Genomic DNA, 15,280 nt, shown 5'->3' on the forward strand with positions numbered 1-15,280 from the left:
CAGCGATCACTGGCAATTTCCGTACTCCGGGGTAGTGACATACCGCGCGGTATGTGCGCAGAATCGCCACACCCTTTCTGCCACGTAGCGCCCACCGGGAGGACGCCCCGTGTACAGCACCATGCAGGACGTACAGCTGACCGTGAGCCGCATCCTCAAGCACGGGATGACGATCCACGGGAAGTCCACCATCACCACCTGGACGGGCGAGCCCGAGCCGCACCGCCGCACGTTCGCGGAGGCCGGAGCCCGCGCGCACCAGCTGGCCAACGCCCTGCGCGACGAACTCGGCGTCACCGGCGACCAGCGCGTCGCCACCCTCATGTGGAACAACTCCGAGCACGTCGAGGCGTACTTCGCGATCCCGTCCATGGGCGCGGTCCTCCACACGCTCAACCTCCGCCTGCCCCCCGAGCAGCTGGTGTGGATCGTCAACCACGCGGCCGACCGGGTCGTGATCGTCAACGGCTCCCTGCTGCCCCTGCTCGCCCCGCTGCTCCCGCACCTGCCGACGGTCGAGCACGTCGTGGTCGCGGGCCCGGGCGACCGTTCCGTCCTGGACGGCGCGGCGCCGCGCGTGCACGACTACGAGGAGCTGATCGCGGGCCGCCCGACCACGTACGACTGGCCGGAGCTGGACGAGCGCTCGGCCGCGGCCATGTGCTACACCTCCGGCACCACCGGGGACCCGAAGGGCGTCGTCTACTCCCACCGCTCGATCTACCTGCACTCCATGCAGGTCAACATGGCCGAGTCGATGGGCCTCACCGCCAAGGACACGACCCTGGTCGTCGTCCCGCAGTTCCACGTCAACGCCTGGGGCCTGCCGCACGCCACCTTCATGACCGGCATCAACATGCTCATGCCGGACCGCTTCCTCCAGCCCGCGCCGCTCGCCGAGATGATCGAGCGCGAGAAGCCGAGCCACGCCGCCGCCGTCCCCACCATCTGGCAGGGCCTGCTCGCCGAGGTCACCGCCAACCCCCGCGACCTGTCCTCGATGGCGCAGGTCACCATCGGCGGCGCGGCCTGTCCGCCCTCGCTCATGGAGGCGTACGACCGGCTCGGCGTCCGCCTCTGCCACGCCTGGGGCATGACCGAGACCTCCCCGCTGGGCACGATGGCCCACCCGCCGGCCGGGCTCACGGCCGAGGAGGAGTGGCCCTACCGGGTCACGCAGGGCCGCTTCCCCGCCGGCGTCGAGGCGCGGCTCGTCGGCCCGGGCGGCGAGCACCTGGCGTGGGACGGCGAGTCGGCCGGCGAGCTGGAGGTGCGCGGCACCTGGATCGCGGGGTCGTACTTCGGCGGCATCGACGCCGAGGACATCCGTCCGGCCGACAAGTTCAGCGAGGACGGCTGGCTGAAGACCGGTGACGTCGGCGTGATCAGCCCCGACGGCTACCTGACCCTCACGGACCGGGCGAAGGACGTCATCAAGTCGGGCGGCGAGTGGATCTCCAGCGTCGAGCTGGAGAACGCCCTCATGGCGCACCCGGCGGTCGCCGAGGCCGCGGTCGTCGCGGTGCCGGACGAGAAGTGGGGCGAGCGCCCGCTGGCGACCGTCGTCCTCAAGGACGGCGAGACGGCGGACTACGAGACCCTGCGGGCGTTCCTCGCCGACGAGGGCGGCATCGCCAAGTGGCAGCTGCCGGAGCGCTGGGCGATCGTGCCGGCGGTGCCGAAGACGAGCGTCGGCAAGTTCGACAAGAAGGTCATCCGACGGCAGTACGCGGAAGGCGGCCTGGAGGTCACCGAGCTGTAGCGGACCGGACGGACGGGACGGACCGGAGGGGCCCGACCGACGGGACAGGTCGGACGGGCCCGGCCGGTCGGTGGGAGGGGAGGGCGGGGGCGCCCTCCCCTTCCGCGTTCCCGCGGCTAGTTGGTGCCGATCTTCGCGAGCAGGTCGACGATCCGGGCCTGGACCTCGGTGCTGTTCGACCGCTCGGCGAGGAAGAGGACCGTCTCGCCGGAGGAGAGCTTCGGCAGCTCCTCCTCGTCGAGGTCGACGGAGGTGTAGACGACGAGCGGGGTGCGGTTGAGCTGCCCGTTCGCCCGCAGCCAGTCGATGATCCCGGCACGGCGGCGACGCACCTGCATCAAGTCCATCACCACCAGGTTCGGCTGCGTCTGCGTGGCGAGCGTGACGGCCTCGGTGTCCGTCCCCGCGCGTGCGACCTGCATCCCGCGCCGCTCCAGGGTGGCCGCGAGGGCGTCCGCGATGTCGTCGTGCTCCTCGATCAGCAGGACCCGGGACGGGTGCTGCTCGCTGTCGCGCGGCGCGAGCGCCTTGAGGAGCACGGCCGGATCGGCGCCGTACGCGGCCTCCCGGGTGGCCTGTCCCAGACCGGCTGCGAGCAGCACCGGAACCTCGGCGGCGACGGCGGCCTGACGCAGCGACTGGAGCGCCGTGCGGGTGATCGGCCCGGTCAGCGGGTCGACGAAGAGCGCGGCCGGGAAGGCGGCGATCTGCGCGTCGACCTCCTCGCGGGAGTGCACGATGACCGGCCGGTAGCCCCGGTCGCTCAGCGCCTGCTGGGTGGAGACGTCGGGCGCGGGCCAGACGAGCAGCCGGCGCGGGTTGTCGAGGGGTTCCGGGGGCAGCTCGTCGTCGACCGGACGCGGGGCGGGCCGGTTGGCGACCTCGACCGCGCCGCCGGGACCGTCGAGCGGCTCGGGCCCCTCGGCGGAGCCTTCGGCGGGGGCTCCTATGGCGTAGGCGCGGCCCTCCGACGCGGCCGGGACGAGCCCGAGCGCGGCCTCGGACTGCGGGTGCGGCCTGGCGTCGGCGTCGGCCGCGGCGGGAAGCGCCGCGGGCGCCGGGGGGTCCACCTCGGGCGGGGTGGCGAGCTTCCGCCGGCGCCCGGACCCGTTGGACGGCGTGGCGGCGGCCGGGGGAGCCGCGGGCGGCACGAACGGCACGCCCTGCCCGAGCGTGCGGACGCTGAACGCCCGCCCCTGCGTCGAGTCCTTCGGCAGCGGCGCCGGCATCGGCAGTTCGGGCGGCAGCGGTACGGAACCGGTGCCCGTCCCGGCGGCGGCACCGGACGGGTTCGCGGGCCCGGTCCCGGGCAGCGGGGCCGGCGGCGCGACGGCCCGGCGACGCCCGGTCGCCTCGGCCGGCGGCTCGCTCGGGAGCCCGGTCGGCAGCGGCTGCCGGGGCAGCGGGTGCGGCTGCGGGGGCGTGAGGTCGGCGCCCGGGACACCCCGAACGGCCTCGTGCCGCGCCTCGTCGGACACCGGCAGCGGACCGGCGGCCCGAGCGTGCGGGGCCGAGGCATCGGGCAGGGGTACGGCGTCGAGCGCGGGCACGGGCCCGGCGGTCGGCTCCGGCCGCACCGGGGAGAGGGCCTCGGCCGCCTCCGGGGCACGGTCGGCGTCGGCCGGCGGCAGCGCGAACGGAGTCCGCGGCCCGGCGTCGGCCGCCGCGGCGCGCTCCTGCGCCGCGGCCAGCGCCCTGCGGCGCCGCCCGCTCGGCCGCTCGGCGGACGCGTCCTCGCCGGACGCGACGGCCGGCAGGGCACGGGCCAGGGCGGGCGCCCCCGTCGGCTCGACGGCGACGCCCTGCGGGGGCACGGCGGCGCCGAGCGCGGCCCGGCCCTGCGCGCCCTCGGCGGCGGTCACCACGGAACCCTCGGCGGGCCGGCCCCGGCGGCGTCCGGTCGGCTCCACCCGACCCGCGGGTTCCAGGGCGGCCGCGGCGTCGGCCGGGACGACGCCCGCGGCGGCGTTCTGCTGGGCCGGGATCAGCTCGGCCTGGGCGACCGCCTCACCCGTACGGGCGCGCCGGCGTCCGCTGGGCTCGGCGACGGGCCGTTCGTCCCCCTCGGGTGCGACGGCGCTCTCCAGGAAGGCGTCGGTGGAACCGCGCCGGGCCCGCCGCCGCCCGCCGCCGGAGGTGTCCGGGGCGGCGTCGGGGGCGCCCGGGACGCCGGCACCGCCCGCGCCGGGGCCGTCGGCGCCGACGACGGCGGGGGCAGCCGCTCCGCCGAGGGCCGCGGGGCCCGTACCCGTCGTGGACGCGGTGGCCTGGGCCGGCAGGGCGAGGGCCTCGCGGCCGCCTTCCGGCACGTCGTTCCTCGCGGGCGCCGCGACCGTGCCCCGTCCCGCGCCGAGCGGCACTTCGAGGACGTACGCGCCGCCGGTCGTCCCCGGCACCTCGTGGGTCTGCACGACGCCGTCGTGGGCCGCCACGATCCCGCGCACGACCGGCCCGTGGACCGGGTCGCCGCCCGCGTACGGGCCGCGGACCTCGATCCGTACGACGTCGCCGCGCTGTGCGGCCGCGACGACGATCGTGGAGTCGGCGGGCACGGTGCCCTGGGCGGTGGCGCGGTTCCTGCCGGTCGCGTCGACGCCGGCGACGTCCGCGACGAGGTGCGAGAGCGCGGTCGCGAGCCGGACCGGGTCGACCTCGGCCTCGATCGGCGGCGCGTGCACGGCGAACTGCGCGCGGCCGGGGCCGATCAGCTCGACGGCCCCGTCGATGCCGGCCGTGACGACCCCGTCGAGGAGGGCGACCCGCTTCTCCAGCTTCTCCGCGCCCGCGTCGAGCCGCTGGAAGCCCAGGACGTTGTCGACGAGCGCCGTCATCCGGGCGTACCCGGCGGCGAGGTGGTGGAGCACCTGGTTGGCCTCGGGCCACAGCTGCCCGGCGTCGTCGGCGGCGAGGGTGCCCAGCTGGCTGCGCAGCTCCTCCAGGGGGCCGCGCAGGGACTCGGCGAGAACGGCCGTCAGCTGCTCGTGCCGGGCGGCGAGCGAGGCGTACTTCTCCTGCTGGGCCTCGCGCTCGGCCGCGTGCCGCTCCGCGCGGTCGGCCAGCTCGGCGGTGTGCCGCTCGGCCTGGTCGGCCACCTCGGCGGCGTGCTGCTCGACGAGCTCCTCGTACGGCCTGCGGTCGGTGAAGGTCATCACCGCGCCGACGAGCTGGTCGCCGTCCCGCACCGGAGCGGTCGTCAGGTCGACCGGCACCCGGGCGCCCTTCTTCGCCCACAGGACCTGGCCGCGGACCCGGTGCTTGCGGCCCGACTTGAGGGTGTCGGCGAGCGGCGACTCCTCGTACGGGAACGGCTCGCCGTCGGGACGCTTGGCGAGGATCAGCGGGTGCAGCTCCTGGCCGCCGAGCTCGCCGGCCCGGTAGCCGAGGATCTGGGCGGCGGCGGGGTTGACGAGGACCACGCGGCCGTCGGTGTCCGTGCCGACGACGCCCTCGGCCGCGGCGCGCAGGATCATCTCGGTCTGCCGCTGCGAGCGGGCGAGTTCGGCCTCGGTGTCGAGGGTGCCGGTGAGGTCCCGCACGACCAGCATGAGCAGCTCGTCGCCGGTGTAGCCGCCGTACGAGTCGTATGCCTCGCGGCCGTCCTCCAGGCTGGCGCTGGTCACCTCGACGGGGAACTCGCTGCCGTCGGTACGGCGGGCGATCATCCGGGCGGGCTTGGTGCGGCCCCGCTCGTCGGTGCCCTCGGGGCGGCGCATCGAGCCGGGGATGAGGCGCGAGTCGAACTCGGGCAGCAGATCGAGCAGCCCGCGTCCGACCAGCGCGGTGCCGGGCGTCTCGAACATGCCGAGGGCGATCGTGTTGGCGTTGACGACCGTGCCGTTGCAGTTGACGAGCACGAGCCCGTCGGGGAGGGCGTCGAGTATCGCTGCGAGGCGAGCAGCGCCTCGGGATGGCCTGCTGCTCACGACGACGCTTCCTCCCAGACCCACTGCACGTGCTTGCCCTTCGACCGCGGCCCCATCTTGCCCCTCGGGCCGCAGCCTGTCACTGAGGGGAGTCTAAGGGAGCCCGCGACCGTCATCCCCGGACGAGGGGAAGGACCGGCTCCAGGTTCTGCCAGCGATCGATCTCGCAGCCGTTCGCACGGGAGAACCGGGCGTCGACCCTGCGGCCCTGCCAGGTGCCGGTGACGTGGGCGAGGGCGGGCCCTCCGTACACCTGCGTGCAGAGCGCGTCCTGCGGCACGGGCGCGAACGGGTCCGCCTCCTCCGTCGCCAGCCGGTCCAGCCGCTCACAGGCGCGCGCGGCGGCCGGGTGGTTGCCCTCCGGCCCGTCGTCGCACCGCAGCTCGAAGGTGCCGTCGGCGGCGGGATGCCCGCTCCGCTCGATCGTCACCGTCAGCGCGTCGGGCACCGACAGCAGCGGCAGCGGCAGCGGACCGATGCCGGCGGTCCCGGCGGCGGTGGCGAGGGTCGCGAGAGCGAGGCGGCGCAGCATGCGGATCTCCAGGAACGCGGGTGACGGCGGGCGCGGGCGCTCACCGCGCCCACCCCTCTAACGCTCCCGGCGCCACGGCGTTGCGCAAGCCGGGTGCGCCGGCCGTGCCCCCTCGGCCCGGTGCGCCCCCGCGAGGCCCACGACCCGGCCCGAGGGGCTTTGCCCTGGACCCCGTGTGCCTAGTACGGTGAGAATCGATTGGTGACAGCCGGTTCGCCTGTGTCATCATCTGCACGCACCAAACGCGCATGCGTGAGGTGCATGGAGGCGTCGCCTAGTCCGGTCTATGGCGCCGCACTGCTAATGCGGTTTGGGCCTTCAAGCCCATCGAGGGTTCAAATCCCTCCGCCTCCGCCCCTACCGAAGCCCCGGCCCCAAGGCCGGGGCTTCGGCCGTTTCTCCCCCTTGCCCACCGGCCCCCACCCCTCGGTGTGACCCCGGTCTCTTTCCGGCCATTCCCGCCCCGGAAACCCCCTCCGCCCCCCACGCCGCCCCACTCCCCACCCACCCGCCGTCACGGCGTTTTCGCAGGTCACAAGGGGTGAGGGGAATGGATTTCACATGACGGCGGCAGTCATGTAATGTTCTTCCTGTCGCCGCGAGCGGGCCGAAAGGCCGGGGAGCGAAGACAAAAACTGAAAAACAAGCACTCGTAGCTTAACGGATAGAGCATCTGACTACGGATCAGAAGGTTGCAGGTTCGAATCCTGCCGAGTGCACAGTGAACAAGAGGCCCGGACGAGAGTCCGGGCCTCTTGCGTTGTGGGGTGGGTAGGGTCCGGGACATGGGGGCTGTCGAGATCGAATTGGATCCGCTGGAGTGCGGGTGGTGTCTGGGGCCGGTGCCGCAGCCCAGGTGGTGGCGGCCGAGGCGGTATTGCAGTCGGCGGCACCGGGCGCAGAGATGGGTGGTGCGGGTCTTCGAGTTCATCGGAGGGGTCGTCAGCTCGTGACGGAGAGGCCCCGGACGGGTTGTCCGGGGCCTCTCGGGCGGTCGGGGGTGGTGGCGAGGAGCCCGGGTGGGGGTGCGGGGTCGTCGCGGTGGGGGTCAGGCCCCGGCCTTGAGGGGGGTGGGCAGGCCGGCCGGTCGGGCGAGGACGTGGCGGCGGCGCGAGGGGAGGCCGAGGGTGGGATTGGCGACGCCCCAGACGGCGCCCTTGCAGATGAGCTCCTTGTAGAGGGCGGCGAGGCGGCCGGTGAGGGCGCTGTCGACGGCGCGGTCGTCGGCGGTGACGTACTGGATGACGCCCTCCCTGCGGCCGAGCGAGATGCACTGGTTGAAGTAACGGATCGAGGTGCGGGGAACCTTGGTGCCGGTGAGGCGGGCGGCGATGGCGTCGGCGGCCTGCCAGGCCATGGGGGCGCCCGAGGCGCACGACATGCGGAGCGGCTTGTCGCCGGGGCCCATCGCCAGGGCCGCGTCGCCGACGGCGTACACGTCGGGGTGCGAGACCGAGCGCATGGTGTCGTCGACGACGATCCGGCCGGTGTCGGTGACGTCGAGTGCGGTGGCCTGCGCGATCGGGTGGACGGCGAAGCCGGTGGTCCACACGGTGACGGCGGCGGGGACGGTCGCGCCGTCGGCGGTGGTGACGCGGTCGGCCTCGACGGCGGTGACGGAGGTGTGTTCGTGGACGGTGACGCCGAGTCCGTCGACGACCTTCCGGAGGTGACCGCCGGCCTTGGGGGCGAGCCAGTCGCCGAGTCCGCCGCGGACGGCGAGGGCGACGTCGAGGTCGGGCCGGGCCTCGGCGATCTCGGTCACGGCCTCCAGCCCGGTGAGTCCGCCGCCGACGACGAGCACCGGCTGTCCGGCCTCCAGGCCGGCCAGGCGCTCACGCAGCCGGAGGGCTCCGGCGCGGCCGGCGATCTCGTGGGCGTGCTCGGCGGTGCCGGGGACGCCCTGGTCGGTCCAGCCGCTGCCGAGGGCGTAGACGAGGGTGTCGTACGCCAGCTCCTCGGCGGCTCCGTCGGTGCCGTCCGCGGCCACGACCGAGACGGTCTTGCGGTCGACGTCGAGCGCCGTCACCCTCGCCGCCTTCAGCTCGACGCCGGTGCCGGCGAACATCTCGGCGAACGGCCGGGGCCGCAGCTCCTGGCCGACGGCCACCTGGTGGAGGCGGACGCGCTCGACGAAGTCGGGCTCGGGGTTGACGAGGGTGATGGCGACGTCGGCGCGGTGCAGCCGCTTGGCGAGGCGCCCGGCGGCGATCGCTCCGGTGTAGCCGGCTCCGATGACGATGATTCGGTGCTGCATCTCCATGCTCCTGTCTCGCGCGGTTTCGCCCCTTGAACCGGGCAGCCCGACGATTCCTGACAGGAGTGCGGTGTGAAGCAGGTCACATCGTCGTCAGAAGGCGGAGGCGAGCAGCGGCTCACCGTGGTCGGCGGCCGCCCAGAGCCGGGTCGCGCGGTCGAGCTTGTCGGGGTTGACCTGGTTGCGGAACGCGGTGATGCCCTCGGGGGTGACCTCCAGGCACATGATCCCGATGACCCGGCCGGCGAGGACCGCCACGATCGCGGGGGCGCCGTTCGCGGTCGACGCGTAGACGTCGGGGGAGCCGCCCACCACGTTCCGCTTGGCGAGGCTCGGCTTGAACAGGCCCCGCAGGAACGTCGCGACCGCGCGGGCGCCCTCGAACGCGGCGGCGCGGGCCGGGACCTTGCCGCCGCCGTCGCCGATCGCGATGGCGTCCGCGGTCAGGAGCCGCACGAGCGGCTCGGTGCGGCCGGTGGTCGCGGCCGCGAGGAACTCCTCGACGATCCGCCGGGCGGCGGCCTCGTCGATCTCGGTGCGCGCCTTGCCGTCCGCCACGTGCTTCTTGGCGCGGTGGAAGATCTGCTGGCAGGCGGTCTCGGTGAGGTCGAGGATCTCGGCGATCTCCCGGTGCGGGTAGCCGAACGCCTCCCGCAGCACGTAGACGGCGCGCTCGTTGGGCGAGAGGCGCTCCATGACGGCGAGGACCGCGTACGAGACCGACTCGCGCTGCTCGGCGGTGTCGGCGGGGCCGAGCATCGGGTCGCCGGCCAGCAGCGGCTCGGGCAGCCACTCGCCCACGTAGGTCTCGCGCCGGGCGCGGGCCGAGGTGAGCTGGTTGAGGCAGAGGTTGGTGAGGACCTTCGTCAGCCATGCCTCGGGGACCTCGACGCGGTCGACGTCGGCGGCCTGCCAGCGCAGGTAGGTGTCCTGCACGGCGTCCTCGGCCTCGCTCGCGGAGCCGAGGAGGCGGTAGGCGATGGCCTCCAGGCGCGGCCTGGCGGCCTCGAACCGGTCCACGTCGTTCATGGTCAGCGGCATGGTCCGGATCCTAGTCGCCGTGTTCGATCCGGCAAGGCAACCCCTTTTGGGTGAACCTGTCTGATTTGCATGTCAGTTGAATATGCCCTCGGCCTAGCTTGCGAAGCGGAGGTGATGATCGATGGACGCGATCGACATCGATGACTTGGTGCACGCGGCGACCGGAGCCCGGCTGCGGAGGCTGACCGCGCCGGACGGCTCGTACTGGTTCGCCCTCGCGGACGTGGCGAAGAGGCTGGGGTACTCCGGTTCCCGCGCGGCGTTGCGGGGGGCGGCGCTGCCCCCGGAGTGTCTGGCCACCGCCCGCGGACTCGCCGGGAGCGAGGGCATACTCGCCCGCACCGGCATCCGGGCCTCGGCCCGGCTGGTGAGCCTCCAGGGGCTCGTCCAGCTCGTCGGGGCCTGCCGCAGACCCGAGGCCGTGCCCTTCCGGGCGTGGACGGCCGAGCTGGTGGCGGCGGTGCAGCGGGACGGCTGCTACGCACTCGAACCCTCGCCGGTGCACAGCGGCCATCTGCTGCCGCCGGGCCTCGTCGACGTCCTCGTACGGCTGGAGGGCCGGTTCGACGAGGAGGCTGCCCTCCGCGCCGCGTACGAGGACCACACCGCCTACGCGGAGCTGCTCCGCGAGACCCGGTGCAGCCTCTCAAGGGTCGCCGACTCCCTTGAACGGCTCGCCGTGCCGCGCCAGCGGACCACGGACTCCGTCGTCGAGCGGCTCACCCCGCAGGAACTCGTGGAGTCCTGGGCCATCACGGGTGACGTACTGGCCGTCGCCACCTTCCTCGCGCCCGCCCTGGTCCGGGGCGGGGCCCGCTACCGGCCGCAGGACGTCACCCTCCGCACCGGTCTCTCCCGGGAGCGCGTCCGGGACTGCGTACGGCTCCTCATCGAGCGCGGCTGCATGCGGGAGGTCGGCGTGCCCGGCCCCGACGGGGTCCGGATCTACGTCCTGCCGTGACCCGGGCGGGAAGGGGGGAGGCGGCCCCGAGCGGGGCAGCCGGGGTCGGGTCCGGCGGGGGTGGCGGAGACTGGGCGTCCGGGGAGTGCGAGGAGGCGCGGGCGTGGAGTGGCGGTGTCGGGGGCTCGGCTGGGCCGGGGGAGTGCCGGGGTTGCGGTGGCGGGGCGGGCGGGTCAGCCCGCTCGGGTACGGGCAGGAGCTGGCCTTCCGCGCGGTCGGCGTCCGGCGGTGCCCGGGGGCGCGCGGGAACCCCTGCCCCCTGGAGGCCGCCGTGCCCGGACGGGCCACCGGCGGGAGGTGTCCGGAGTGCGCGCGGCTCGACCGGGCGCACTCGGTCGCCGCGGACACCGTCGCCGACGATCCGCAGCCGTACCGCGTCTACCTGGCATGGTTCGGACCCGGGATGACCAAGGTCGGGATCACCGCGGAGGCCCGGGGCGAGACGCGCCTGCTGGAGCAGGGGGCCGTCGCCTTCAGCTGGCTCGGCCGCGGCCCGCTCATGGCCGCCCGGCGGACCGAGGAGGTGCTGCGGCAGGCCCTCGGCGTGCCCGACCGGGTGGCGTACGAGCGGAAGCGCGCCGTGCGGCACGCGCTGCCGCCGGCCGGGGAGAGGGCCGGTGAGGTCGAGGAGCTGCACCGGCGGGCGGGGGAGGTCGGCGGGTGGACGGAGACCCTGGAGCCCCTGGGCTGCGCGGTGCGCGACCACGCCGACGCCTTCCACCTCGACGGACTGCCCCGGCCGGCCGGCACGGTGACCGAGCTGGTCGACGGCGGCGTCGTCACCGGTCGGCTGCTGGCCGCCGCCGGGCCGGACCTGCATCTCCTCGACCCTGGTGGGCGTTGTCTGGCTCTCGACACCCGGGTCATGGGCGGGTGGGCCCTCCAGGGAGCCGGGGTGGGCGCGGAGTTCTCCGTGCCGGTGGCGCCGACGGCCGAGGCGGCCGACCCGGGCGCCGCGCAGGGGGAGCTCTTCTGAGCCGCCGATCCGGGCGCCGGGACCGGCCCGGGGACGCTCCGCCGAGCCCTCCGGGGCCTCCGGCCCGTTCGTAAAGTCTTGGATCCCTTTGACCGGGGGCCGTGGACATCCGTGCCCGGCCGCGGCGAGGGTGATCACATGACTCCGAAGCTGGTGGCGGGCCTGGAACCGCCCTACTACACCGCTGTGTTCACCGCCGTGCGACCCGACTCTCCCGAGGGGTACGCGGAGACGGCCGACCGCATGAAGGAGCGCGTCGAGTCGATGCCGGGCTTCCTCGGATACGAGTCCGCCCGGACTCCCGGCGGCATCGGCATCACGGTCGCCTACTTCCGCGACCTGGAGGCCCTGGACGCCTGGCGGCTCGACAGCGCGCACCAGGAGGCCAAGGCGTACGGGCGTGAGCACTGGTACGACAGCTACAGCGTCCACATCGGCAAGGTCGAGCGGAGCTACGGCTTTGAGCGGGAGTGACGGCGGGCGCGCGGCCGGGGCCCCGGGTGACGGCGTGAGCCCGGCCGGCACCCCGAACGGCGGCGGGGGAGCCGCCCCGGGCACGACCGGGCTCCCGGACGAGGCGGGGGAGATCAAGGCGCTCGTCGCGCGGCTCGGGCTCCCCGGACTCGTGGACGTGCACACGCATTTCATGCCGAAGAACGTGCTCTACAAGGTGTGGGCGTACTTCGACGCGGTCGGTCCCCTGACCGGGATGGAGTGGCCCATCACCTACCGCGAGGAGGAGGAGCGCCGGCTCGACCTGCTGCGCGGGTTCGGGGCGCTCGCCTTCACCGCGATGCTCTACCCGCACAAGCCGGGGATGGGGGCCTGGCTGAACGCCTGGGCCGCCGACTTCGCCGCCCGTACGCCGGACTGCCTGCACACCGCGACCTTCTTCCCCGAGCCGGGCGTGGACGGGTACGTCCGCCAGGCGCTCGACGCCGGGGCGCGGGTGTTCAAGGTGCACCTCCAGGTCGGCGGGTTCGATCCGACCTCCGCGGAGCTGGACGCCGTCTGGGGAACGCTCGCCGACGGCGGCACGCCCGTTGTCGTGCACTGCGGCTCCGGACCCACCCCGGGCACGTTCACCGGCCCCGGGCCGATGGGGCGGCTGCTGGCCCGGCATCCGCGGCTGCGGGTGATCGTGGCGCACATGGGGATGCCCGAGTACGGCGACTTCCTCGACCTCGCCCAGCGGTACGACGGGGTCCATCTGGACACCACGATGGCCTTCACCGACTTCAGCGAGCGGCTCGCGCCGTTCCCGGAGGCGGAGCGCGGGCGGCTGGTGGACCTCGGGGACCGCATCCTCCTCGGCTCCGACTTCCCGAACATCCCCTACCCGTACGTCCATCAACTCCACGCCCTGGAGCGGCTGGAGCTCGGGGACGACTGGCTGCGAGGGGTCCTGTACGAGAACGGGGCGGCGTTGTTTCACGTGAAACCGTGAACCCCGCCCGCCCCGGCGCCCGAGGCCGTTTCTCAGGAAATTCACAGGAAAGGGAAAGAGGTATCTCAGCGGCGCCGGAGAGCGTGGTGCCATGACCGTCACCACTCGCCGCCCCGGCCCCCGCGCCGACATGCTCCGTGCCGACGGCACCGCCGTCCGCGTCCTCGTCGTCGACGACGAGGCATCGCTCGCCGAGCTGCTCTCGATGGCCCTGCGCTACGAGGGCTGGCAGGTCCGCAGTGCGGGCGACGGGGCCGACGCCCTGCGTACCGTGCGCGAGTTCCGCCCGGACGCGGTGATCCTCGACATCATGCTGCCGGACGTCGACGGGCTGAGCCTGCTCGGTTCGATCCGGCGCGAGCTGCCCGACGTGCCGGTGCTGTTCCTGACGGCGAAGGACGCCGTCGAGGACAGGATCGCCGGACTCACGGCGGGCGGCGACGACTACGTCACCAAGCCGTTCAGCCTGGAGGAGGTGGTGGCCCGGCTGCGCGGTCTCATCCGCAGGTCGGGTGCCGCGCAGACGCGCAGCGAGTCGCTGCTGACCGTCGGGGACCTCACGCTGGACGAGGACAGCCACGAGGTCACCCGCGGCGGGGACTCGATTCATCTCACCGCCACCGAGTTCGAGCTGCTGCGCTACCTCATGCGCAATCCGCGCCGGGTGCTCAGCAAGGCACAGATCCTCGACCGGGTCTGGTCGTACGACTTCGGCGGACAGGCCAACGTCGTCGAGCTCTACATTTCCTACCTCCGCCGGAAGCTGGACGCGGGCCGGTCCCCGATGATCCACACCCGACGCGGGGCGGGCTATCTGATCAAGCCGGGGGAGTAGCGTCCCGTGCCCCGAGGTGTACGGCGGCCGTGGTCGCTGCGGACGCGGCTCGTCGTCTCGGCGGTCGCGCTGATCGCGGTCGTGGCGACCGTGATCGGGACGGTGACGACGATCGCCTTCCGCTCGTACCTGTACGACCAGGCCGACGAGCAGGTCCACAGCGTCTCGATCCGGGCCGCGGGCCCGCCGGCTCCCGGCCCCGTCCCGTCCGACCTGGTCCGCGTCAAGGAGCCGCTCGCCTTCGTCCTGGGGCCCGGCGCTCCCATCGGCACCCTGGGCGCGGTCCTCGTGGACGGCGAGGTGACGTCGGCCGGGTACTCCGCGGAGGCCGAGGAGGGCGGTGCGTACGGGAGGAACGTCCGGACCACCGCGCTCGACGAGGCCCAGCGGGCCGCCCTCGCGGCGGTCCCCCGCGACGGCCGGCCGCACACCGTGGAACTGCCCGGCGGCCTCGGCTCGTACCGGGTCGAGTACGCCGCCGGGATGCACGGGGAGTTCCTCACCGGCATACCGCTCGCCGAGGTCGAGGACGCCCTGTCCACCCTGGTCCTCGTCGAGCTGAGCGTCACCGGCGCAGGGCTCGCCGCGGCCTCGCTCGCCGGGACCGTGCTCGTCCGGGTCGCGCTGCGCCCGCTGCGCCGGGTCGCCACCACCGCCCGCCAGGTCGCCCGGCTGCCGCTGCACAGCGGTGAGGTGGCGCTCCACCAGCGGGTACCGGAGGCGGAGGCCGATCCGCGGACCGAGGTCGGTCAGGTCGGCGCGGCCCTCAACCGGATGCTGGACCACGTCCACTCCGCGCTCGACGCCCGCCAGCAGAGCGAGACCCGGGTCCGGCAGTTCGTCGCGGACGCCAGCCACGAGCTGCGCACCCCGCTCGCCTCGATCCGCGGATACGCGGAACTCACCCGGCGCGGCCGGGAGGAGTGCGGGCCCGACACCCGGCACGCGCTCGGCCGCATCGAGTCCGAGGCGACCCGCATGACGGGCCTGGTCGAGGACCTGCTGCTGCTCGCCCGGCTCGACGCGGGACGCCCGCTCTCGTACGAGACCACCGACCTCGTCCCGCTGGTCGTGGACGCCGTCAGCGATGCCCGCGCCGCCGGTCCCGACCACCACTGGCGGCTCGAACTGCCCTCGGACACCGCGTGCGTGCGGGCCGACGGCGCCCGGCTCCAGCAGGTCCTGGTCAACCTCCTCGCCAACGCCCGCACGCACACCCCGCCCGGCACGAAGGTCACCGCCCGCGTCCGGGCGGAGTCCGGAGCGGTGCTCGTCGAGATCGAGGACGACGGGCCCGGCATCCCACCGGAGCTCGTGCCCGCCGTCTTCGAGCGCTTCGCGCGCGGCGACGCCTCCCGCTCCCGGCACGCCGGGTCCACCGGCCTCGGCCTGGCCATCGTGCGCGCGGTCGTCGTCGCGCACGGCGGCGCGGTGGGCGTCGAAAGCGCCCCGGGACGGACGGTGTTCACGGTGCGGCTGCCCGCCGCCGAGGACTCACAGGCGGGCCACAGGGTCATCACACCGGTGTGACAGCGGCCGCGGCGAG

General features: G+C 74.3%; 11 protein-coding genes and 2 tRNA genes. 9 read left to right on the forward strand and 4 right to left on the reverse strand.

The genetic code is table 11. The features are described 5' to 3' along the window. The first annotated feature begins 109 nt into the window (after positions 1–109). On the forward strand, positions 110–1,762 hold the full coding sequence (locus AB0424_RS08450; protein WP_366303180.1) for a long-chain fatty acid--CoA ligase: 1,653 nt from the start codon (positions 110–112) through the stop codon (positions 1,760–1,762). A gap of 116 nt (positions 1,763–1,878) precedes the next feature. Here the strand turns inward: AB0424_RS08450 and AB0424_RS08455 are convergent, their stop codons facing one another. Both AB0424_RS08455 and AB0424_RS08460 read right to left on the reverse strand, forming a co-directional pair. Beyond that, positions 1,879–5,685: a PAS domain-containing protein gene (locus AB0424_RS08455; protein ID WP_366303182.1), complete on the reverse strand. Its 3,807-nt coding sequence runs from the start codon at positions 5,683–5,685 to the stop codon at positions 1,879–1,881. Positions 5,686–5,797: 112 nt separating this feature from the next. Continuing rightward, positions 5,798–6,217 carry an SSI family serine proteinase inhibitor gene (locus AB0424_RS08460; RefSeq protein WP_366303184.1) on the reverse strand — a complete coding sequence of 140 codons (420 nt, stop codon included), beginning with the start codon at positions 6,215–6,217 and terminating at the stop codon, positions 5,798–5,800. Positions 6,218–6,480: 263 nt separating this feature from the next. Here AB0424_RS08460 and AB0424_RS08465 point away from each other — a divergent pair. Together AB0424_RS08465 and AB0424_RS08470 are read left to right on the forward strand one after the other, a co-directional pair. Beyond that, positions 6,481–6,571 (forward strand) — tRNA-Ser (locus AB0424_RS08465). 292 nt (positions 6,572–6,863) lie between these two features. Further along, positions 6,864–6,936 (forward strand) — tRNA-Arg (locus tag AB0424_RS08470). Positions 6,937–7,265: 329 nt separating this feature from the next. Here AB0424_RS08470 and AB0424_RS08475 read toward each other — a convergent pair. Both AB0424_RS08475 and sigJ read right to left on the reverse strand, forming a co-directional pair. After that, on the reverse strand, positions 7,266–8,474 hold the full coding sequence (locus AB0424_RS08475) for an FAD-dependent oxidoreductase (protein ID WP_366303186.1): 1,209 nt from the start codon (positions 8,472–8,474) through the stop codon (positions 7,266–7,268). A gap of 93 nt (positions 8,475–8,567) precedes the next feature. Then, on the reverse strand, positions 8,568–9,515 hold the full coding sequence (gene sigJ, locus AB0424_RS08480) for an RNA polymerase sigma factor SigJ (protein ID WP_366303188.1): 948 nt from the start codon (positions 9,513–9,515) through the stop codon (positions 8,568–8,570). A gap of 121 nt (positions 9,516–9,636) precedes the next feature. Here sigJ and AB0424_RS08485 point away from each other — a divergent pair, with 121 nt between their 5' ends. The 6 genes from AB0424_RS08485 to AB0424_RS08510 all read left to right on the forward strand — a co-directional run bounded on the left by AB0424_RS08485 (position 9,637) and on the right by AB0424_RS08510 (position 15,264). Continuing rightward, on the forward strand, positions 9,637–10,476 hold the full coding sequence (locus tag AB0424_RS08485) for a BRO family protein (protein WP_366303190.1): 840 nt from the start codon (positions 9,637–9,639) through the stop codon (positions 10,474–10,476). A gap of 103 nt (positions 10,477–10,579) precedes the next feature. Further along, a complete protein-coding gene (locus AB0424_RS08490) occupies positions 10,580–11,452 on the forward strand; it encodes a DUF2797 domain-containing protein (RefSeq protein WP_366303192.1) in 873 nt (290 codons plus the stop codon). Between the two features lie 138 nt (positions 11,453–11,590). Then, complete coding sequence (locus AB0424_RS08495; RefSeq protein WP_366303194.1) at positions 11,591–11,926, forward strand: antibiotic biosynthesis monooxygenase; 336 nt, start codon at positions 11,591–11,593, stop codon at positions 11,924–11,926. 112 nt (positions 11,927–12,038) lie between these two features. Continuing rightward, complete coding sequence (locus AB0424_RS08500; protein WP_366303387.1) at positions 12,039–12,899, forward strand: amidohydrolase family protein; 861 nt, start codon at positions 12,039–12,041, stop codon at positions 12,897–12,899. Between the two features lie 91 nt (positions 12,900–12,990). Continuing rightward, the gene (locus AB0424_RS08505) at positions 12,991–13,734 is read left to right on the forward strand and encodes a response regulator transcription factor (RefSeq protein ID WP_366303196.1); all 744 of its coding nucleotides are present in this window, start codon (positions 12,991–12,993) and stop codon (positions 13,732–13,734) included. A 6-nt stretch (positions 13,735–13,740) separates the two neighbouring features. Continuing rightward, a complete protein-coding gene (locus tag AB0424_RS08510; protein WP_366303198.1) occupies positions 13,741–15,264 on the forward strand; it encodes a HAMP domain-containing sensor histidine kinase in 1,524 nt (507 codons plus the stop codon). The last annotated feature ends 16 nt before the right edge of the window (positions 15,265–15,280 follow it).

The sequence above is a fragment of the Streptomyces sp. NPDC051180 genome (assembly GCF_040689545.1).
In the GTDB taxonomy this organism is placed as follows: Bacteria; Actinomycetota; Actinomycetes; order Streptomycetales; family Streptomycetaceae; genus Streptomyces.